Annotated in this window: 15 protein-coding genes and 1 tRNA gene; 6 read left to right on the forward strand and 10 right to left on the reverse strand. The window is 64.3% G+C overall.

From position 1 onward, the window contains the following. From ABDZ81_RS12810 to ABDZ81_RS12820, 3 genes are all read right to left on the reverse strand, one after another. Window positions 1-1,212: Cdc6/Cdc18 family protein (locus ABDZ81_RS12810; RefSeq protein WP_343774387.1), on the reverse strand; the 1,212-nt coding region annotated here is incomplete at its 3' end. A 673-nt stretch (window positions 1,213-1,885) separates the two neighbouring features. Then, a complete protein-coding gene (locus ABDZ81_RS12815) occupies window positions 1,886-2,950 on the reverse strand; it encodes a DUF354 domain-containing protein (protein WP_377074093.1) in 1,065 nt (354 codons plus the stop codon). A gap of 110 nt (window positions 2,951-3,060) precedes the next feature. Then, on the reverse strand, window positions 3,061-3,993 hold the full coding sequence (locus ABDZ81_RS12820) for a polysaccharide deacetylase family protein (protein WP_343774389.1): 933 nt from the start codon (window positions 3,991-3,993) through the stop codon (window positions 3,061-3,063). Between the two features lie 416 nt (window positions 3,994-4,409). Here ABDZ81_RS12820 and ABDZ81_RS12825 point away from each other — a divergent pair, with 416 nt between their 5' ends. Continuing rightward, window positions 4,410-5,645 (forward strand): Cdc6/Cdc18 family protein, encoded by a 1,236-nt coding sequence (locus tag ABDZ81_RS12825; RefSeq protein ID WP_343774390.1) that lies wholly within the window; start codon window positions 4,410-4,412, stop codon window positions 5,643-5,645. 780 nt (window positions 5,646-6,425) lie between these two features. Here the strand turns inward: ABDZ81_RS12825 and ABDZ81_RS12830 are convergent. Both ABDZ81_RS12830 and ABDZ81_RS12835 read right to left on the reverse strand, forming a co-directional pair. Then, window positions 6,426-6,505, reverse strand: a tRNA-OTHER gene (locus ABDZ81_RS12830). Window positions 6,506-6,676: 171 nt separating this feature from the next. After that, window positions 6,677-7,669: a glycosyltransferase family 2 protein gene (locus ABDZ81_RS12835; RefSeq protein ID WP_343774391.1), complete on the reverse strand. Its 993-nt coding sequence runs from the start codon at window positions 7,667-7,669 to the stop codon at window positions 6,677-6,679. Between the two features lie 374 nt (window positions 7,670-8,043). On the opposite strand from ABDZ81_RS12835, the gene ABDZ81_RS12840 reads away from it, so the two are divergent. Then, complete coding sequence (locus ABDZ81_RS12840; RefSeq protein ID WP_343774392.1) at window positions 8,044-9,225, forward strand: CARDB domain-containing protein; 1,182 nt, start codon at window positions 8,044-8,046, stop codon at window positions 9,223-9,225. Between the two features lie 156 nt (window positions 9,226-9,381). On the opposite strand, the gene ABDZ81_RS12845 is transcribed toward ABDZ81_RS12840, so the two are convergent. The 3 genes from ABDZ81_RS12845 to ABDZ81_RS12855 are packed head-to-tail and all read right to left on the reverse strand — an operon-like array spanning window position 9,382 to window position 12,837. Beyond that, a complete protein-coding gene (locus tag ABDZ81_RS12845) occupies window positions 9,382-10,773 on the reverse strand; it encodes a nucleotide sugar dehydrogenase (protein WP_343774393.1) in 1,392 nt (463 codons plus the stop codon). Then, entirely contained in the window at window positions 10,770-11,744 is a 975-nt protein-coding gene (locus ABDZ81_RS12850) for a Gfo/Idh/MocA family oxidoreductase (RefSeq protein WP_343774394.1), read from the reverse strand. The genes ABDZ81_RS12845 and ABDZ81_RS12850 overlap by 4 nt, the downstream gene beginning before the upstream one ends. A gap of 4 nt (window positions 11,745-11,748) precedes the next feature. Next, window positions 11,749-12,837 (reverse strand): DegT/DnrJ/EryC1/StrS family aminotransferase, encoded by a 1,089-nt coding sequence (locus ABDZ81_RS12855; protein WP_343774395.1) that lies wholly within the window; start codon window positions 12,835-12,837, stop codon window positions 11,749-11,751. 482 nt (window positions 12,838-13,319) lie between these two features. On the opposite strand from ABDZ81_RS12855, the gene ABDZ81_RS12860 reads away from it, so the two are divergent. Then, window positions 13,320-13,874 carry a DUF7344 domain-containing protein gene (locus tag ABDZ81_RS12860; RefSeq protein ID WP_343774396.1) on the forward strand — a complete coding sequence of 185 codons (555 nt, stop codon included), beginning with the start codon at window positions 13,320-13,322 and terminating at the stop codon, window positions 13,872-13,874. Window positions 13,875-14,175: 301 nt separating this feature from the next. Here ABDZ81_RS12860 and ABDZ81_RS12865 read toward each other — a convergent pair whose 3' ends face one another. Continuing rightward, a complete protein-coding gene (locus ABDZ81_RS12865) occupies window positions 14,176-15,207 on the reverse strand; it encodes a DUF1616 domain-containing protein (protein WP_343774397.1) in 1,032 nt (343 codons plus the stop codon). A 564-nt stretch (window positions 15,208-15,771) separates the two neighbouring features. Here ABDZ81_RS12865 and ABDZ81_RS12870 point away from each other — a divergent pair. After that, a complete protein-coding gene (locus ABDZ81_RS12870; protein ID WP_343774398.1) occupies window positions 15,772-16,050 on the forward strand; it encodes a winged helix-turn-helix domain-containing protein in 279 nt (92 codons plus the stop codon). An 838-nt stretch (window positions 16,051-16,888) separates the two neighbouring features. Here ABDZ81_RS12870 and ABDZ81_RS12875 read toward each other — a convergent pair. Continuing rightward, window positions 16,889-17,239 carry a HalOD1 output domain-containing protein gene (locus tag ABDZ81_RS12875; protein WP_343774399.1) on the reverse strand — a complete coding sequence of 117 codons (351 nt, stop codon included), beginning with the start codon at window positions 17,237-17,239 and terminating at the stop codon, window positions 16,889-16,891. Window positions 17,240-17,563: 324 nt separating this feature from the next. Between ABDZ81_RS12875 and rdfA the strand changes: the two genes are divergently transcribed. Together rdfA and ABDZ81_RS12885 are read left to right on the forward strand one after the other, a co-directional pair. Next, complete coding sequence (gene rdfA / locus ABDZ81_RS12880; RefSeq protein WP_343774400.1) at window positions 17,564-18,187, forward strand: rod-determining factor RdfA; 624 nt, start codon at window positions 17,564-17,566, stop codon at window positions 18,185-18,187. A 123-nt stretch (window positions 18,188-18,310) separates the two neighbouring features. Beyond that, a complete protein-coding gene (locus ABDZ81_RS12885; RefSeq protein ID WP_343774401.1) occupies window positions 18,311-20,284 on the forward strand; it encodes an archaea-specific SMC-related protein in 1,974 nt (657 codons plus the stop codon).

Raw genomic sequence — 20,284 nt, forward strand, 5'->3', positions numbered from 1 at the left:
CTCTTCCAGTCCCTCGATGGCGAGATCGAGGTTGATGCTCAGATCGTACGTGTTCGTCATACCCTTCCCCCGTCCGCGACCGTGTCGGTTCTTCACTAAGATGTTGGAGTGGGCGAGGTCGTTCAGCTTCTCGCGGAACGTGTTCTGGGAGTTCTTCTCGAGATCGATCTGGTTGCAGATACGGCAGTACCGTCTGTATAGATCAGTCGTACCAGCGGGTGTTTCGTCTTCGGAAGCGGCGTTTGCGACGGCGATCAACGCAACCTTCCGTTGGATCGTCTCAGAGACGATGCCCTGTTTGGTCGCCTGGGTCTCGATGCGGCTCTTGGCTGACCGTACGTGCTCCTCCACGATCTGGTCGGCTTCTTCTTCGAGAGCGAGATCGCAGGCGTACCGAAGGAGACGAATCGCTTGTCTGGCGTCACCGGTGTCCTGAGCGGATAGAGCGGCTGTCAGGGGGATCACCTCGTTAGTGAGTACGTCGCTATCGAGATTCTGGTAAACCTCTTCGTCGCCGTCGAAGTAGGTCTCGTTGAGCGCTTCGACCGTGCGACGCGCCAGAATATTCTGGAGATCGCCGGCAGTGTACGGCGAGAAGTGGATCTCGCGCTCGCCGAGGGTGGATCGAACGTCGGCGTCGAGGTTGGATCGGAACTGGAGATCGTTCGTGATGCCGATCAGACTGAGCTTCGCGTGCTCGAACTCCGCCCGCGATAGCTCGTAGAGCACGTAGTCGTCGTCCCCGATCGCGTCGACCTCGTCGAGGACCAGGATGATCGTCCCGCCGATCTTCTCGAGTTCCTCGAGAACCATCTCGACGAGCGTCTTCCGCTGGTAACCCATTGGTTTATCCTCGCCAGGACCGCGACGGACCTCTCGAATGTCCTTCACCAGTTGACGAAGAACGTGATACGAACTATCGCACCCCTTGCAACGAACGTGTACAGTAGTCAGATCGACGTCGTTCTCTTCCGCCCAGTTCTCGAGCTGCGCCGTTTTGAGCTCTACGCCGACGGTCTTCCCCTGTCCGGTCGGGCCGTAAATGAGACAGTTGTGCGGGGTACCGCCCATCGTGACGGGCCGAAGTGCCATGTGAAGCTCGCTAAGCTCATCCTCCCGTTCGGGGAGCTCAGTGGGTCGATAGGTCTGGGGGTCGGGCTTGAGGACATCGATGTCGTCGACGATTGTAGTCGGAGCCTCAAACGATTCCATACTCGACACATATCGCGTTGATTCTTAAAACCCCCTGCCATAGTGAACAGAGTGACGGGGGGCCTCCCATAGTGTAAACGTCGGTATTCCAACTGGCCAGTGGTTCGTCTGATCCGGGGCGGGGGGAGGGGGTGCCAGAGTGTAAGTGCGAACAGACAGTGGGGCGACGAGGAGAACAGCAGTGCGTTTTAACTTAAATGCCCGTGTCTCCTTCCTTCCAGACCTCCCGAACTATTTCTAGATGCTGCTGATAATCCTTGTATTAGTGCATTTTATCGCCGTTCGCTGTTCTTCGAAGCTGTACTACTACTAGCATAAACAGTAAAATATATAATAACGCGGATGGGTCAGGGAGACCGCAATCGAACACGTGGTTGAAGCATTCGGGCTATACGAGTGCTCTCGGCGCTCTGCACGGCCGATAGCTGCTTCTCACAAATACGACCTGCAGTTCGAGTGGATCGGGGGTGGACCCGTCCTCTGAGGAGTTTACACTCTGGACCCCCCTCCCCCACCCTGCCGAGAATCCAACTGAGACGAGACCAGCAGGGCCAGTGCGATTTGTGTCGACCAGATATCACCGATCTCCTTCCGAATTGGCTCTATCACAGAAAGCACTGGAAATGCGGGGTGGGGGTGTAGTCCGTCAGCGACCACTGCCACTGACCGCTAGCTACTGATCCGGTAGCGCCGGGTTCCGAAACACGTCGACGCTCGTCGCGTCGTCCTCGACGAGCGCGGTGACGAAGTTCGTCGTGTCGATCTTGTCGGCCAGCAGCTGCCGACGGCGCTCGGCCCAGTCCTCGTCGCCGTCGAGGATCGAGACAGCCTTCTGGATCGCCCGTTCGTGGCGGCGTCCGTCGGCGTAGCTGAACACCAGCCCGTACTCGTCGCGCAGCTCGCGGACGTTCCCCATCCCCTCGATCGTCGAGACGAGGATCGCCGGCGTCCCCAGCACCGCGCTCTCGGTCGCCATCGTCGCGCTTTCGCCGACGAAGAGGTCCGCGCGGTACAGCAGGTCGTGGATCCGCTCGGGAGCGACCGACAGCTCGCGATCCTCGAGTTCCGGCGGGAGATCGCCCTCGGCCGTGATGATCACCCGCGCACCTTCGGCTTCGAGCCGCTCGACCGCGTCGGCGATGTCGTCGATCCCCTCGTCGCCGATGTCGTGGGCGGCCTCCCAGGAGACCAGCCGCATGACGACGAGCTGCTCGTCCGGCGCGAGCCCGATCTCCTCGGCGATCGCGGGGTCCGGCTCGAATCGGTCGGGATGGAGGTAGGCGAGCTCGTGGTAGCCGGGGTACTTGACGTGGTTCTCGCCGATGTCGTCCTGGTAGAACTCCGGACTACAGACCCGGTCGGCCATCGGGTAGACAAAGCGCTTCCGGTACGTCGCGTGCTCGGTATCGGTGAAGACGATGTCTCGGCAGCCCAGCGCCGCGGAGACGTGGACGACGCCTGGTTCGCCGATGGCCATCATCACGTCGGGGCCGATCTTGCGCGCGCGGCGGAACAGTCGCCACTCGTAGGCCAGCTGGATGGCCGCTTTCCCTGGGAGATTCGACGCCCGTCCGGCGATGACCTCGTGGTCGATCCCGTAGGCCTCCAGCAGGTCGATCGCGATGTCCTTCTCGCGTGCGAACACGTGGACGTCGTGGCCCCGATGCTCTAGCTCCTCGATCGCGTTCCGGAAGAAGTGGACGTGAGCGGGGTGCTGGATCGTGACGATCACGTCCATCGACTCGGGTGTGTCCGCGCCGGCGCCGGTGTCGACGCCGGTCTGCGTTCGGGAACCCGCCCCGCCGCGGTCGCCGCCGTCGCGATCGCCGTGACGTTGTCCGACCATGATCAGGCGACGACGTTGATGCCGCGCTTGGCGACGTTGATCGCGTAGTCCTTGGCCGATTCGATCGCCCACTCTCCGGGCGTTCGTGCCCACCGATTCGGATGGGTGAGCGCGCAGAGCCGGTCGACCTCGTCCGATCGCAACAGCGCCGCCAGCTCCTCGGTCGTATCGACCTGGATCCGCTTGTCGCCCTCGCCCATCGTGTGGTCCTTGATCTTCAGCGCGCCGTCCCGCCAGGTTCGACCCGTGTCGGAGAAGTACGTCACGTCCTCGAAGTCCATCGAGAGGTACGCCTCGCCGAGCAGGCCGTAGGTGTCGAACGTCGGCGTCCCGCCGTGTTCGTCGGATGCGACGACGCCGCTCGTCGTTCCTGATTTGCTCTCGGTCGTCCCCGCGTCGCCTCCCGCCGCCTTCGCCTTGCCGGTCAGTCCCCCGCCGTCCGTCGCCGCTCCAGCAGCGGCGGCCTCACTGTCCCCGCCCCCGGCGTCCCACATGTCCCGGTTGTCGTGGGCGGTCAGCGGGTTGCCGTGCATACATACTGTGTCGACCGACACGAGCGCCCGCATCCGGGCGAGCTCGGCGCTGAAGGACTCGTGTGCGGCGGCGACGTCGCCGTCGGCCCGGTCCATGTCCTCGTAGTGGTAGCCGACCTCGTGGCCCAGTTCCTCGATCCGACGGATCAGCCCCGGCCGGAACGTCTTGTCGATCGTCCGGACGTAGTAGGTGCTCGGGACGCCCCGCGCCGCCTCCAGGCGAGCCATCGCCAGAGCGTTCTCGGGCTTCCGGTCGACGTCGTGCCGGAGGATGACGAACTGGCCGGGGAGCTCCTCGTTGTCCGTCGCGAGGTACTCCCGTACCGTGAGGAACTCGTACTCCGACTCGAGGCCGGCGTCGAGGAGCTCCCCGTAGGTTTCGAAGGTGAAATCGCGGTTCATTTCGATCGTTGTTGGATCGAAGCGGCGTTCGGTGTTAGTAATCGGAGTCCTATTCGGGCGTCACGGGGAGTAAACGGCTGTTAGGCGAGAGAGTGCGGTGCTTACTCACCGAATCGGTTGTATTCTATTCACTCTGCTCTCCCACCCCACGATTTCATGTGTTCTTCGTCTCAGAACCTAGTTCGATCTGCTGGAACAAATCATCCGGCAATATAATCCTGTATGGTTGGTGGCTCTCTAGTGTGCGGATGTGGTTTGGTACCACTGGACATAATGTTTTCGCTGTAAAATTACTGATCTGCGAGAAGCCATCCGACTTCTACGAAACACATGAAGTCGTGGGGTGGTGGTGTGGGAACAAAAGAAACAAATGAAGCGGGTGGTTTTATAACTCCCGACACACAAGATGTCTCGATATGGATGACTTCGGCCACCTGACTCCGGAAGACGAGATCTTCCTCGATGAGGATGTCCTACGGGACGAATACGATCCTGATAGAATCCTAGAACGGAGTGACAAACTCAACGAGTACCTGAAAATGTTCAAGGAGGTCGTTCGAGGGAAACGACCGCGAAACGTGTTCGTCTACGGGCCGACTGGCGTCGGAAAGACGGTCGGAACGAAGGTTGTCTTAGATCGTCTCACAGAGGATGCAGAGGAGATCGATCAGGTTAGCGTTGAGGCCGTCCATCTGGAGTGCAAGGATCTGAACACTTCGTATCAGGTGGCAGCAAATCTCGTGAACAAGCTCCGCGTGAATACAGGACGGAGCACAATCAGTACGACGGGATATCCGGAGGGCGAAATCTATCGAATGCTCTTCCAGGAACTCCGTGAGGCTGACGACACCCACGTCATTATCGCTCTAGACGAAATCGATAACATCGGTTCCGACGACAATATTCTGTATAAACTCCCCCGATGTAACAACACGAACTCGGCACAATATGTTGATCCCGAGGACACGAAAGTCGGTGTGGTCGGAATAACGAACGACGGGACGTTTCGTGACCGTCTTGATCCGCGAGCTCAGTCTACGCTCTGCGATCACGAGATTCACTTCCCCCCGTACGACGCCAACGAACTCCGAACTATTCTAAATGACCGCGCGGGTGATGCGTTTAAACCAGGCGTTTTGGAAGACGATGTCGTTCCACTCGTTGCGGCTTTTGCGGCACAACGATCGGGATACGCTCGGACTGCTCTCGAACTTCTATACGCTTCCGGAAAAAGAGCCAGCGATGAGGGTGCCAGTAGCGTCACTGAAGAACACGTACGCAATGCCGAATCCCGCCTCCAACAAGGCGCTGTTGTAACCGAAATAAACGGGCTTTCACCGCAAGGGAAGTTGATCACGTACACGCTGGTTTTGATGGACGATAGAAATGAGCTCCCTGCGCGGATGGATAAGCTCTATGCGCGGTACAAAGACATGGCCAGGAGGATGGATGTAGATACGATCACGCCACGAAGCGTCCACAATATTCTAAATGACTTAATGATGAACGGCATCGTCACGAGTAAGGAAATCAATAAAGGCAGATCTGGCGGCAGACACTATCAGTACGAACTTGGGACGGAATATGACCTCGTCGCTGAGGGACTACAGGGTGATTCTGATATTGAGGATATCGACGACGGACTACTCTGATCTAATACCAGATGGCCGTCTCGGAGTTTGAACCTATTTTCGGCTTCTCTACATATTCCCCTTGATGTGTTTTCCTGCTTCACGAGGTCGTTATGAGCTAATACTCGGGTTTGGAGCTTTGCAGAACACATGAAGTAGTGGGGGTGACGTCCTCTTGATTTGACGTGTCTAAAGACTCCGGAAACGGTGGTGTGTCTGTGTGGCGCCGTAACTGCCGAGCAATCTCATCTGTATTATCAACACTCCCCGGATTGTATGTGTTTTCCGGCTTCATGTGATCTTCAGCGGCCGATAAACGGACTTGAGTTTTGAAGAACACTTGAAGTAGTGGGGTGCAACGCCTCTCAACGTGTACTCTGGACGTGATCTTTACCACACCCCAATTTGCAAGTGTTTAACGGCGTTAGAGGCGATATTGCGCCATATTTCAGCGGTTTCATAACACTTGTAACGAGGGTGTGTTCACCTGAAGACTCCGGAAACGGTGGTGTGTCTGTGTGGGTGTCGTAACTACCAAGAAATCTAATCCGCGCTCACGACACCCCTGGGTGCGTCCGGATAAATCTGCTGTACTGCGTCGGCACGGCCCGCCAAAACGAATTGCGGAAACGGGGGTTGTGACGTGAATCGAGAAGCGGAAGGGGCGGGATTTGAACTCGGGAAGACGGTCGCCTCGCTTCGCTCGGCGCTGCGACTTCCCTGCTCAAATCCCTTCGTCGACCGCTCACCAGAACAGCAGTTGCTCGGCGATGGAACGCCTCGCAGAATAGTTCTGGTGAGCGGAAGGGGCGGGATTTGAACCACGCGAAGCCGTGAGGCTCCCACCCGAAGGTGGTGCTCTGCCACTGAGCTACCCTTCCAAAGAGTGTGGGGTCAGCGGTGCAGTGGGCCAGGGGCACTGACGCCAACAGTTCGTAGGCCGGCTCTCCCTATTGTTATAGGGCGTATACCTGGGTAGTAATCGGCAATTACCGGCTGATTGAACGAAACAACCTGGACGGAACACCGGACCGATCGATACCCGAACCGGGCTACTCGAAGTCGCGCTCCTCGAGCTCTTCGTTCGCCTGCATGTCGAAGATCATCGCGAGCACGAGCGACAGCGCGCCGAGCAGCACGATCGGCAGGCCGCTCGACCGCGATTCGTCGTCCCCCCCGGACGCGACGTTGCGCAGCGAACGAACGATCCCGGCGAGGCTGCCGGCGGCGCCGAGCGCGTACAGGAACACGAGCGGGTTGAAGTCCCGCGCGAGGTACTTCACGCGGAGGCGCCAGATGAAGTTCGAGAGCAGCATGCCCGACACCTTCGGGATGTACTCGCGGTAACTGATGTGGCTCTCCTCGTCGTCGTACCGGCTCGGCACCGGCACGTCGGCCACGCGCAGCTCGTAGGCGTTGAGCTTGACCATGAGGTCGTTGCAGTAGCCGTAGTACTCGTACATGTCCTCGATCGGCGCCGCCTCCAGGGCGTCCAGCGAGATCGCGGTGTAGCCGTTCTGGGGGTCGCCGAGCTTCCAGTAGCCGCTGGCGATCTTGGTCAGCACCGAGAGAATGCCGTTGCCGATCAGCCGGAACGTCGGCATCTCCTCGCGGTCTTCGGCGTCGAGCAGCCGGTTGCCCTTGACGTAGTCCGCCCGGTCCTCGACGATCGGATCGAGCAGTCGGTCGAGCAGTTCGGGGTCCATCTGGCCGTCGCCGCCCATCACCGCAGTGATCTCGATCTCGTCCTCGCGAGCGCGTTCGTAACCGGTCTTGATCGCGCCGCCGACGCCGCGGTTCTCCTCGTGCTGGATCGGAACGACGCGGCGGTCGGTCTGGACGCCGCCGTCCGCCACCGCGACCGACGCCGACTCGTTGACCCGGCGGGCGTGCCGGCGGATCTCCTCCCAGGTGCCGTCGGTCGAGCAGTCGTCGACGACGTACACCCGGTCGGCGTAGTCGGGGACCGTCTCGATCACGTCCCCGACGAACCCCTCCTCGTTGTACGCCGGGATGACGATCGCGACGCTACGCCCGCGGTACATTGTCGGCCCTCCCCGGCGTCGATAGCCCGGTTCGTTCCGCGCCGCGAACAGTCACTGGCAAAAAGTGCTCCATTGGCTCGTCAGGACAGAAGCGGGAGCGCCCCATTGTTATTGGTCGCTTGTCCCCGTGACGGGGGCTGAACGACCGCTGACACCCCGTCTGCGGTCGGTAGCTGCCGAGACTCGTTGGTCGCTCGGCCGCGCTGCGTTCCCGCGAGCAGTCTCGCGATATCGCCGTCTGATGCTACGGGACGCGCCCGAATCAAACGCCCCCTAGCGGTCCTCTCACTGTTTTGGACGCTCCATTACTAAGCCCGCAACTTCGGTAAGCATCGGCAACGTCGCCGTGCGGTTCGGTGGCGATGGACTGAATCATGCGAAACAGCACCACGGCTGCGGTACTGTGTATAGTCTGCGCGCTCGCTCTGAGCGCCGGTAGCGTCGCCGCCCTCCCCGCGGCGGACGGCGCTACCCCCTCCACAGCGGTCGGCGCTACGCCCCCCACACTGGACGGCGCCGACGCCGATGCGTCGGTTTCCTTCCAGCAGGGCGGATCGGCGGCGATCCAGGAAGACGACTCGCAGACGTACGCGGTGACGCAGGGCGATCAGTGTATCACGATCCAGGCGCTCGGAAACGGCTCTCAGACCGTCGAAGAGTTCTACGACTACCGGAATCCCGAGACCCACGACGGGCCGAACAACGTCTACAGCTCCTACGGGACCCGGGACCTGCAGCGCGACGACACGACGACGATGTTCGTCTACGAGGGCAGCGAGGGGACCAGCCTCGTCGTCATCCACGAGCGCGTCGGCGGCGACTCCGACGGCGGCGCCGTGACAATGCAGTTCGACGGCCTCGCCGAGAACAGCGAGTGGGCGGTCAAAGACGACCTCTACAACGGGACCCGTCCGGGCGGCAACCTCGACGAGTGGAGCCACTCCGGAACCTCCGCCCGCGCCACGTGGGCCTACACCGACGGGCGCAACGACGGCGGCGCGCTCCGCGGGTTCGGCGAGGACGTGACGGTCACGCCGTACTTCAACGACCGCGCGGACTTCCGCGAGTACCCCGGCGACATCACCGAGTGGGAGGTCGTCTCGGCCGAGGACGGCGAGTACAACCGGTCCTCGCTGGACAGCATGACCGAGGAAGTGCAGGTCCTTGCCGGCGGCTGCGCCGAGCTCACGGTCGCTTCGCTCACGACCTCGCCGTCGGAGCCCTCGCCCGGCGAGACCGTCGACGTCCAGGCGACGGTCCAGAACGACGGCGCCGTCGCCGGTACGTTCCCCGTCGAGATCACCGTCGACGGCGAAGCGATCGACACTCGCGAGATCGAACTCGACAGCGGCGAGAGCCGGGATATCGCCGTCGAGACGACGTTCGACGAGACGGGCAGCTACGAGATCGCGGTCGCCAACACGACCGCGACCGTCGAGGTCAGCGACGACGCTGGCGGCGGATCGGGCGGCGACGTGCTGTCCGGCTTCGGCGTCGGCGCCGCGCTCGCGGCCCTCGCGGGCGCCGGTGCGATCGGGCTACGTCGGCGTCGCTGAGCCTTCTTAACGACTGTCGGGGGCTCCCTCGGCGGTTTTCGGTGACTCTTTTTGCGAACGATAGTAGGACGCGCCGGCAGCAAAAGTAGTCGCGGAACGTCAGCGGTCGCGAAACGAGGTCGTCAGTCGTCGGCGCCGCGCGTCCGAGCGGTGCTCTCAATCGTCGCCGCGCCCGATCGTGTGGACGCGGTGGTCGTCCAGCGCGTCGTCGGCGTCGGGATCGAGCGCGTCGCGGCCGTCCAGCAGGACGATCGGGTCGTCGAACGTCCCCCAGTCGAACCCCTCGAACTCGTCGTGGTCGGTCACCAGCACCGCGGCGTCGACGTCCATCTCTGCGACGTGATCGAGGTCGGCGAGGTAGACGTCGTCGAACGCCGAGAAGTCGTCGAGCAGTGGATCGACGCCGACGACGGTCGCGCCGAACTGGCTCAGCGTCTCGCCGAGCGCCACCGCCGGCGACTTGCGGGCGTCTGCGACTGCGCGGCGGTAGGACAGCCCGAACAGGACGACGACGGCGTCCTCTACGTGCGTGTCGGCGGCCGCCAGCTCGCGAACGAGCGTCCGGGCGGTGAACTCCGGCATCGACTCGTTGCGCTCGCGAGCGGCCGCCAGCAGCGGCGTCTCGGTGGCGCACTCGTTGACGAAGTAGTAGGGGTGGTCCGGCAGCGCGTGGCCGCCGGTGCCCGGACCGGGCTCGTGGACCTGGCAGTGGGGCTGGGTGTTCGCGGCCTCGATCGCCCGGCGCACGTCGGTCTCCAGCTCCTCAGCGAGGCGCGCCAGCTCGTTGGCCAGCGCGACGTTGACGTCCCGGTAGGCGCTCTCGATCACCTTCGCGCACTCGGCGACCGTGCTGTCGGGTACCGTCACGACGTCGCCGACGCGCAGCTCGTCGTAGACCAGCGCGGCGGCCCGCGCGCTCTCGGCGTCGACGCCGCCGACGATCTTCGGGTGGCTCCCGCGGAGATCCGTGAGCGCCCTCCCAGGTGCTGCCCGCGACGGGCAGGCGGCGACGCCGAACTCGTCGGCGCTGAGGTCGCTCCCGGCCTCAAGGATCGGCTGGACGATGTCCTCGCAGGTCCCCGGCGGCACGGCCGACTCGACGAGGACGAGATCGCCGGGATCGAGCCCGCCGGACACGTCCCGGAGCATCGTCCGGAGCTCCGAGAGGTCGGGCGCGTCGTCGTCCCGGACGCCGGTCTCGGCGACGACGACGTGGACGCTCGCAGCGTCGGCGACTGTCGGGAGGTCGGCGGTCGCGGTGAGCGCGTCGGCGCCGACGGCGGTCCTGAGAAGCGACTCCAGGCGCGGTTCGTGGGCGATCGGACACTCCCCGTCGGCGATCTCTCGAGCTCGCTCACGGTCGGTCGCGGCGGCCAGTACGTCGCCGGTCGTGCTCGCGTACACGATCGACAGCGGCAGCCCGATCCGGCCGAGCCCGTACACCGCCACGGGCACCTCTCCGGAGCGGAACGCCTCGCGCTGCCGCTCGGGCGCGGCGTCGCTACCGTAGAGGCGTCGGCTGGTCTGCCTGGAGACGGCTTCGCTCATTGCTTCGGGGTGACCTGCTTGGTCTCGGTCGCCTCGTCCTCGATCTCGCGGGCCAGCTTCAGCGCTTCGAGGCCGTCCTCGCCGGTGACGACGGGCTCGGTTCCCTCCTCGATCGCCTCGGCGAACGCCGCCAGCTCCTTTTTGAGGGGTTCGCCGTTGTCGACCGTGGGGTGCTCGACGATGTTCTCGTGGCGGTAGCGGACGTCGCCGTTCTCCTCGATGTACTCGGGGATCGAGTGGCGGTGGATCTGGACCGACCGGGAGATGTAGTCGACGTGGACCTGACAGCTCTCGGCGGTGATCGACAGCTCGCGGACCTTCTGCTGGGTCACGCGGCTGGCCGTCAGCGAGCCGACGACGCCGTCGTCGAGCTCGACCGTCGCGGTGACGTACTGGCCGTCGGCGGCGCCGGCGGCCTCGGTGACCGTCGCGTCGTCGCCGACCAGCGCCAGCAGGATATCGAGGTCGTGGATCATCAGGTCCAGCACTGCGCTGGCCTGCAGGTCCCGGTCGAGCGGCGGCCCGAGCCGGCGCGCGTCGACCGCGATCACGTTCAGGTCGGGGACGATATCGGCCAGCGCCCGGATCGCGGGGTTGAACCGCTCGATGTGGCCGACCTGCAGCGTGAGGCCGCGCTCTCGCGCGCGGTCGATGAGACGCCGGCCCGCGTCGAGCGAGTCGACGAACGGCTTCTCGACGAGCACGTGGGTATCGCGGTCCAGCGCCTTGCTGGCGGTCTCGTAGTGGTACGGCGTCGGGACGGCGACCGACACCGCGTCGACCGCGTCCAGCAGCTCTTCCATCCCCATCGCCGCCGTCTCGTAGGTGTCGGCGGCCGCCCGCGCGGCCTCCGAATCGGCGTCCGCGACGCCGATCAGTTCGGTCTCCGGCAGCTCTCGGTACACTCTGGCGTGGTGACGGCCCATGCTTCCCACGCCGATAACGCCCGTTCTGAGTTGGTCCTGGGACATGTGATCACTCGAAGTACGACTGCACGATGGTCGCGATCGTCCGCACGTCGTCGTCCGACAGCTTCGGGTGGACCGGCAGCGACAGCACCTCGTCGGCGGTCTGCTCGGCCACCGGCGCGTCGGCGTCGACGTGCTCGTAGGCTGGCTGTTCGTGGATCGGCGTCGGGTAGTACACCCCGGTGTCGATGCCCGAGCTCTCCAGATACTCACTGAGCCCGTCGCGATCCGACGAGCGGATCGTGTACTGGTGGTAGGCGTGGCGGGCGTGGGGCGGGTCGAACGGCGGCGCGACCGCCGACATCCCGCTCAGGCGGTCGGTGAGTTCGCGGGCGTTGCGCCGCCGAGCGTCGACGTACTCCGGGAGCTTCTCCAGTTGCGCGCGGCCGATCGCCGCGGCGATGCTTGTCATCCGGAAGTTGTGGCCGAGCTCGGCGTGGTCGTACGCGCCGTCCCGGCCGTGGTTGATGAACTGCGCCGCGCGCTCGGCGACGTCGGCCCGGTCGGTCGTGATCATCCCGCCCTCCCCAGTCGTCATGTTCTTCGTCGGGTAAAAGGAGAAGCAGGCGGCGTCGCCCAGCGAGCCGACGGGGCGACCCTGGTAGGTCGCGCCGTGGGCCTGCGCGGCGTCCTCGACGAGGTCGGCGTCGTACTCGTCGGCGAGCTCGGCCAGCGGCTCGACGTCGGCGGGCAGCCCGTACAGGTGGACCGCCAGGATCGCGTCGATCTCGCCGTCGTGGGCCTCGAACGTCTCCGCGACGGCGCCGGGATCGAGGTTGTACGTCTCCGGGTCGATGTCGGCGAACACCGGCGTCGCGCCGGTCATTCGGACGGCGTTCGCGCTCGCGACGAACGAGAACGGCGAGGTCACTACGCGGTCGCCCTCGCCGATCCCCAGCGCGTGCAGGGCGGCGTGGAGCGCCGTCGTGCCGTTCGAGGTGGCGACGGCGTGGTCGGCCTCGCAGTAGCTCGCGAACTCCTCCTCGAAGGTGCGGACGGTCGGGCCGTCCGCGACGACGCCGCTGTCGATCACCTCGCTGACGCGGCGCTGCTCTTCCTCGCCGAGGTCGGGGTCGGCGATCGGGATCGTCGTCACGGCGTCACCTCCGCGGCGGTAGCGGGCCGGCTTCCGGCGTCAGTAGCGGGCCGTCCCCCGGTGTCGGTGGAGGACTGTCCCTCGGCGTCAGCCGGAGACCGTCCCCGAGCGAGGAGCGAGGGCGTTGCTGGTCGGTCGTGCGGCTCCAAGGTAGCCAGGTATGTCGAATCCATGGTATATCCGGTGTCGGTACGCGTCTCGGACTACTCGCCGCTTATCAACGTGCCACCTTTGTTATGCGCCAGTTGCTTCGGGCGTAGAACACGTCTTATCGCCGCGCTGTCGGGCGAAACTCGTATCCACGAGCGCCGTCTAGATCGTCACATGGAGCGTTCTCACACCTCGCCCGGCTGCTCGTCAGGCGGTCCCGTATCGGTGCCTGTCCCTTTTAGCCACTATGTAACAAAGTAATGATTGAAAGACAGCATGCTGTAGAGGTTCGGAACCGCACCCAGGCGAGCGCCGAGCATGACACGTAATTAATGTCCCAACCCGACCGCGACGTACTCTCCCAAGACGTAGTGTTTGATCTGTTGAGCAGTCCTCGGCGACGGTTCGTGCTGTACTACCTCAACCAGGAGGACGGCGAAATCGAGATCGGCGAGCTCGCCGACGAGGTCGCCGCCTGGGAGAACGACACCGACGTCGACGACCTGACGAGCCAGCAGCGCAAGCGCGTGTACGTGTCACTGTACCAGACCCACGTCCCGAAGATGGAGGACGCCGGCATCATCGAGTACGACTCCGACCGCGGCGTCGTGGCGCTTGCCGACCAGGCCGACGACATCAGCGCGTACCTCTCGCGAGAGGAGGACGGCCGTCCCTGGCAGCGGTACTATCTGGGGCTGGCCGCGGTCAGCGCACTGTTCTATCTCGCAGTCGAGTTCGGCGTCGGCGCCCTCGCCGCCCTGGGGGAGTTCACCGCCGGTCTGTTGATAATCGTCGCGTTCGCGGCGATGGCGATCGTCCACCTGATCGACACCCAGCGCGGCGGCGGGGAGATCTCGACGGAACTGATCGACAACCGACAGCGGTGAGGCCTTCCGGTCGGTTCGCTCGCTCTTCAGTCGCAACTCTGCTTCCCGGCGGTGAACTCGTCGTCACTCCGGCTACGAAGTAACCCGATCGTCCTCATTCGCCCATCGATACGGGCGTTTCTCACTCGTCAGTCGTGTCACGTCGGTGTGTCGGCGGACGGAAAGAAGGAAGACGCTGCTACTCTCCGTCTCTCGCGTGCGCGAAATGGCGTACTCGGGAACGATGACGTCCTCGATCGCAGCGGTCGTCGTCCAGTCCCGGACCGTCAGAAGTGGGGGTAGTCGATCAGTGCTCTCGCGATCAGCCGCCGGCCGTCCCGTCGACGGTGATCCAGAGGTGCTCGTCGGCGCTCTCGGCGTCGGCGTCGTCGGGCGCGTCGCCCTCGTAGAGGTAGTAGTTGATCCGGAGCGTCTCGCCGGTGATCGACGGATCGACCGTGTGTCGGGTCTGTGCGGTCGCGCCGGCGTCGACCGACGTCTCCAGGCGCGTCATCTCGGACTCCTCCAGCGTCTCCAGCGATCCGTCGGTCTCCTCGACCCGGTGAGTCTCGACGACGACGGTGTACTCACGGTCTTCGTCGGCGCCGTTGGTGATCGAGACGACCAGTTCGTCGCTGGCGCCCGGCGGGAGTTCCTCCGGGTAGTCGCCGGCGACGAGATCGCCCGACTCGTTCTCGGCCAGCAGCTGGAACTGCGTCGTCGCGGCGCCGCTCTGGGGCGCGACCAGCGCGTAGCCGACCGCGCTCAACGCGACGACCATACTCAGTATCAACACGACGTTCAGCGCCCCGTCGAACCGGGTGTCCGGTGCGAACAGTCCGCGGTAGGCGTCCGTCGACGCGGCGTCGACCGGCGCCCGGAATCGCTCGCTCCGGGAAAGTCGCGATCGCCGGACGACTGCGACGAACATTCCGAGCACGGTGAACCCCCCCAGCGTCACGAGCACTGCCCGGGGCTCGAACCCCCACCGCGTGCTGGGGAGGGCGAGTCCGAACAGCGGTAGTACAGCGAGACTTCCGGCGAGCGACAGCGCCAGGCGCTCGTACCAGCCCGGCGTGCCGCCGTCCAGCAGTCCGTCGACCGACGACACCCCGATCGCCGTCGCCTCGTCGCGACGCGCGGGGAACGCCGCGGCGACGAGGGCGTACCCCGGCAGGAACAGGACCAGCGGAAGGCCGAGCAGCGCCCGAGCCGTTCCGCCGACCTCGAGGACGTACAGCGCGACGGCGCTCGCCGCCAGATACCCCAGAACGACGAGCACGTCGAGCGCGCCCGACCGGACCGACCGGCAGAGTCGGGTGCGCCAGGTCGTCTCGACGTCGCCGTGGGTCATCGATCGGGCGGAGCGGCGGAGCGGTCGACGTGTGACGCGCGCGCGGGAGACTCGATACTGGAAAGCGTCATTCGGGTCACTCGTTCGACCAACTGACCGGTCAACCGCATTGTAATAGCGTCCTTAGCCGTTCCCAGACGGTCTAACCGATCGAACGGCCCGATCAATCGGCCGATAGTGACCCGGATCGGCTCTCGATAGCGTCCGATCGGGCGTCGACAGTCGACATCCCCTCCGCGGCGAACGCGACGCATCGGATAGCCGCACCCGAGACGGCGTCCAGCAGGGATCGAGACACCGCGTCGCGCACGAACCGTGCCAAACGTAACCACCCCCGGAATGACGGTACGTATCGTCAGTTGGCTATCAACTACACCGGTACAGATGCAGGGAGTGGTGAGTATCTGTATTCAGACCGAAGTAAAACGAACATACTGTAGACGATACACGCAGTCGTCACAGTTTTTCGTGGCTTAAAGTATGATCGACTGGGGAATTCCGTTTTGACGATAGACATGTATTAAGCCGTTTGCCAATACCAAAAGGAAACAAGCGAGTGATACAATGAACGATGAGTGGGACGAGATCGGGTTCGTCATTAGTTCGAGGTACAGAGTGGAGGTGCTGCGGAGGCTATCGGAGGGACCGGCAACACCGACGCAGATAGCGACGGACTCCGGCGCCGGCATCGCGCACATCTCGCGGGCGCTGAGCAGCCTGCGGGAGCGCGACCTCGTCGAGCTGCTGGTGTCGGAAGACCGCAAGAAAGGGCGGGTGTACGGCATCACGGAACCCGGCGAGGAGATCTGGCAGCAGATCCAGGCCGAGAACATGGTCGAGTGACGCCGCGGGCGAGCTGGCGACGCGATCGACGCCGTAGCGCGAGCGCGGGGACGCACCGACCGTTTGCGAGGACGCGGGTCCGGCGACCGATAGCGGTGTCGGCGGTTACGGGATCCGAGCGCACTCCGTTCGCGCGCCGATCGTCGGGAGACCGGTCGGTCTCGACGGCATAGCCCGTCCGATTTCGGTCGATCGTCTTCTTAGAGCCGATCAGCGACGCCGCGACTGACTGACGAGCAGACGACGATTAGGTGGCGAGTGCGTCGCCGATCGACAGCCCGCTGCCAGATGCGAGGCCGAGAGAGCCGCCTCAGTTGTGTCCGAAAGAGGAACGGTCCTGTGCAGCGCCGGGGTCTAACCCCACAGCGGGAACGACGCGGTAACGCGGGCGGTGCGGTCGTGCGAAAACTGCTGGTCGTAGATAACCCGCCTGAACTACCGATCGCCCGTCACTCCTCGTCGTCCTCGTCTGGCTCCGGAGCGAGCATCTCCGGGTCCCGCTCGTACTTCGGCGTCTGTGCGAACTCTTCGATCCGCTCGCGATCGCTGTCGGACAGCCATCCTGTCATGAGGTCGTAGCTTCAACTTAGCAGTATAAATTAGTATCGGGACCTGTAGTGTTTCTTTGATTACTCCGGTGAAATGACTGCCAAACTTCATCGAGACGTCGCTTACGCTCGTCACAGGAAGCGTGCGGCACCGCCAGAGCTCCCCCGAGGCGGCTCTCTGTGCCGCTACGGTGCGCCTGTGGGTCACTAGTGCTTGCTTGGATCGTCGATCCAGGGATCAGCCCCAGCCGCTCAGCCGGCGTGTGCGGCGCCTGATCGATCAGTGAGGCTCACGGTACGCGACGGACGACGATCAGCCCATCGCCGTGGACGGTCACCGAACAGCCCGCGAGCTCGAACGAGAGCGTTCGCGGACGCGTCGCTTCACCTTCGAACAAGCGATCGAGCGCGTCGGGGTCGAGTACGTCGTACAACCGCTCGTCGAGCGACAGCGGATCCGTGCTAAGTGTGGTTGCGACGGCCTGTACTACGCTGGTGCTCAGTCGTCGCTCGCCCGCGAAATCGTGGCGCGTTCGGTGGTCGTCGGTCGGCGCGTCGGACGCGATCAGCGGACTCGCGGTGTTCTGTGCGGTCGCACTCTCGTCGTCGGTCGTCGAGGACAATGTCGTGTTACTGGTCATAGCGAAGGTCGACGGTCAACGTCGCCCGTATGTCCTCTCGTCGGGCCTCATAATCGTATCGCTCTCCGCTCGTCAGGTGACGGGAGAGCGGCTTACGGCGCCGAAACGGAGAGCGGTACGTATAGATTACTGGAGTATAGCGGCAACGTACTCCCGCTTGCGGCGCTGTACGGCTACTTTTCGAGGGGACGCCATCGATCGACTCGGAGCGGAAGACCGGCTTGCGGCGCGCGGTAGCATCTCCGTACCGCCGTTGTCGATCGTCGAGAGCGCGCCGGCGACGAGGAAAAACAGTTTTGGGCCGGCCGCCCGTAGGACCGGAACGTGAGCGAACACGACGACGTTGACGAGAGTTGTGACTGCAAGATTGGGCGAATCGTCGACCGCTACGACCTCCAGGATCTGAACGACGATCTCGCGGCGGACTGGACGGGTGCCGCGGGCGAACGACGGAGCCTGAGAGAGCTGGCTCGCGAGGTCGACCGGCGGGTCCTCCGGACGGCGATGGATCGTGCGGGAATGGAGTACAGGGACGGCGAGGTCGAGAACGTCTATCGGATCCTCACCGACGACGACGTCAGCAGCGGGAGTCGGACCGAGACCCGTCGCGAACTCGAACACGCTTCGGTGCCGATCGAGCAGGTCGAGCGCGACTTCGTCTCTCATCAGACCGTCCACACGCACCTAACCGACTGCCTCGAGGCCTCGATGGAGGAGCCGGACGACGCCGAGCGGATCGAGAGCGCGCGCGACACGCTCCGGGCGCTGCAGAACCGCACCGTCGCGGTGACTGACGATACGATCGGGCGTCTCGACGGCGCGGACGCGCTGTCGGTCGGCGAGTACAGTGTTCTCGTCGACGTGACGGTCGTCTGCGAAGACTGCGGCGGCCACTACACGGTCGGCGAGCTGCTCGACGCAGAGGGCTGTGACTGCGCCGACGTGTGAGCGTTCCGGCGTTCGATTGACGGGCTGTCCCCGGACTTTACACCAGTATGACTGTAACCGAAGTCGCCTGAAGCCGCCGGAGAGTACCAAAGCATAAATACAACCGTGATGAACAAATTCGTAATGAGCACTGGATCATCACAGCAGACAGCGGCTCCCCCGCAGAGCGTCACCGTTCGCGCACGGAACATCGGCGGCATCGACGAGACCGAAGTGACGCTGCACCGCGGTATCACGGCGCTGACCGGCCGGAACGCGACCAACAGGACGTCGCTGCTGCAGGCGATCATGGCCGCACTGGGCAGCGACGACACGTCGCTCAAAGCCGACGCCGACGAGGGACGGGCGATCCTCGAGGTCGGCGACGAGACGTACGAGCGGACGCTGCACCGACGCAATGGGACGGTCGTGACGGAGGGCGAGCCCTACCTGGAGGACAGCGGGATCGCCGATCTGTTCGCGTTTCTGCTGGAAGACAACGAGGCCCGCCGCGCGGTGGCGCGGGGCGACGACCTCCGGGACATCATCATGCGCCCGGTCGACACCGACGCCATCCGCGAGGAGATCTCCCGCACCGAGCAGGAAAAGCGAGACATCGATCAGCGCCTCTCGAAACTCGAGGACCTGTCCGCGAAGCTGCCCGACCTCGAACAGAAACGCACGCGGCTGACCAACGAGATCGAGGAACAACGGGCGGAGCTGTCTGAGGCCAGAGAGCAGGTCGAGGACGCCGAGGCGGGCGTCGAGGAAACCCGCGAGGAGAAAGACGAACTCGACGCCAAACTCGACGAGCTCCAGGAGACCCGCTCGGAGCTCGAACGGGTCCGCCGCCGGATCGACACCGAGCGCGAGAGCATCGAGGCGCTGGAGGACGAGCGCGACGAGTTGGCCGACGAACTCGAGGACGCTCCCGAGCGCCCCGGCGCGGAGATCGATCGGCTGGAAGCCGAGATCGACCGGCTCCAGAACGAGAAGGAGGAACTCACCGCCGAGATCAGCCAGCTCCAGAGCACGATCCAGTTCAACGAGGAACGGCTCGAGTCGGCCGGCGGCGCGGTCGACGCGAACGGCGGCACCGGCGGCGAGTCGGGCGGCGACGTGACCGACCAGCTGCTGCCCGACAGCGACGGCGAGACGGTCGAGTGCTGGACCTGCGGCTCCTCGGTCGCCCGCGACCAGATCGAGACGACGATCGAGCAGCTCCGATCGACCCGCCAGGAGCGCCTCGACGAGCGTAGCGAGCTCTCGACCGCGCTGCGGGAGACGCGCTCCGAACTGAGCGATCTGCGCGACCGCCGCGACGAGCACGAGCGCACCCGGAAGAAACTCGACAGCGTCGAGGAGGAGATCGAGGAACGCGAGGATCGCGTCGAGCAGTACGTGGAGCGCCGGTCCCGGCTGACCGAGGAGATCGAGGCGCTGGAAGAGGAGGTCGAGCGACTCGAGGAGGACGTCCAGGACGAACTGCTCGACCAGCACAAGGAAGTCAACGAACTGGAATTCGAGCTCGAGCGTCTGGAAGGGCAGCGCGAGGACGTCGATGAGGAGATCGCGTCGATCGAGGACCGCCTCGACGAGCGCGAGGAACTGGAGGAGCGACGCGAGGCCGTCGCCGACGAGCTGACCGAGCTCCGGACCCGGATCGACCGCATCGAGGCCGACGCGGTCGAGGCGTTCAACGAGCACATGGAGCAAGTGCTCGACGTGCTGGGCTACGAGAATCTCGACCGGATCTGGATCGAGCGCACCGAGCGCGAGGTCCGCGAGGGGCGCCGCAAGGTCGAGAAGTCGTCGTTCGACCTGAAGATCGTCCGCAGCACCGACAGCGGCGCCGCGTACGAGGACGACATCGACCACCTCAGCGAGAGCGAGCGCGAGGTGACCGGGCTGGTGTTCGCGCTGGCGGGCTACCTCGTCCACGACGTCCACGAGACGGTGCCGTTCATGCTGCTGGACTCGCTGGAGGCGATCGACTCCGCCCGGATCGCCGATCTGATCGAGTACTTCCGCGACCACGTGCCGTACCTGACCGTCGCGCTGCTCGAGGAGGACGCCGCCGCGCTGGAGGCGCCCCACGAGCGCGTGACCGAGATATAG

The organism is Natronoarchaeum mannanilyticum (assembly GCF_039522665.1).
In the GTDB taxonomy this organism is placed as follows: Archaea; Halobacteriota; Halobacteria; order Halobacteriales; family Natronoarchaeaceae; genus Natronoarchaeum; species Natronoarchaeum mannanilyticum.

Coding starts and splice junctions, on each gene's coding strand:
- ABDZ81_RS12860 (WP_343774396.1), top strand. CDS start 13,320: ATGTCCCAACCCGACCGCGACGTACTCTCCCAAGACGTAGTGTTTGAT.
- ABDZ81_RS12840 (WP_343774392.1), top strand. CDS start 8,044: ATGCGAAACAGCACCACGGCTGCGGTACTGTGTATAGTCTGCGCGCTC.
- ABDZ81_RS12885 (WP_343774401.1), top strand. CDS start 18,311: ATGAGCACTGGATCATCACAGCAGACAGCGGCTCCCCCGCAGAGCGTC.
- ABDZ81_RS12825 (WP_343774390.1), top strand. CDS start 4,410: ATGGATGACTTCGGCCACCTGACTCCGGAAGACGAGATCTTCCTCGAT.
- ABDZ81_RS12820 (WP_343774389.1), bottom strand. CDS start 3,993: ATGAACCGCGATTTCACCTTCGAAACCTACGGGGAGCTCCTCGACGCC.
- ABDZ81_RS12835 (WP_343774391.1), bottom strand. CDS start 7,669: ATGTACCGCGGGCGTAGCGTCGCGATCGTCATCCCGGCGTACAACGAG.
- ABDZ81_RS12875 (WP_343774399.1), bottom strand. CDS start 17,239: ATGACCAGTAACACGACATTGTCCTCGACGACCGACGACGAGAGTGCG.
- ABDZ81_RS12870 (WP_343774398.1), top strand. CDS start 15,772: ATGAACGATGAGTGGGACGAGATCGGGTTCGTCATTAGTTCGAGGTAC.
- ABDZ81_RS12850 (WP_343774394.1), bottom strand. CDS start 11,744: ATGTCCCAGGACCAACTCAGAACGGGCGTTATCGGCGTGGGAAGCATG.
- ABDZ81_RS12845 (WP_343774393.1), bottom strand. CDS start 10,773: ATGAGCGAAGCCGTCTCCAGGCAGACCAGCCGACGCCTCTACGGTAGC.
- ABDZ81_RS12865 (WP_343774397.1), bottom strand. CDS start 15,207: ATGACCCACGGCGACGTCGAGACGACCTGGCGCACCCGACTCTGCCGG.
- ABDZ81_RS12815 (WP_377074093.1), bottom strand. CDS start 2,950: ATGGACGTGATCGTCACGATCCAGCACCCCGCTCACGTCCACTTCTTC.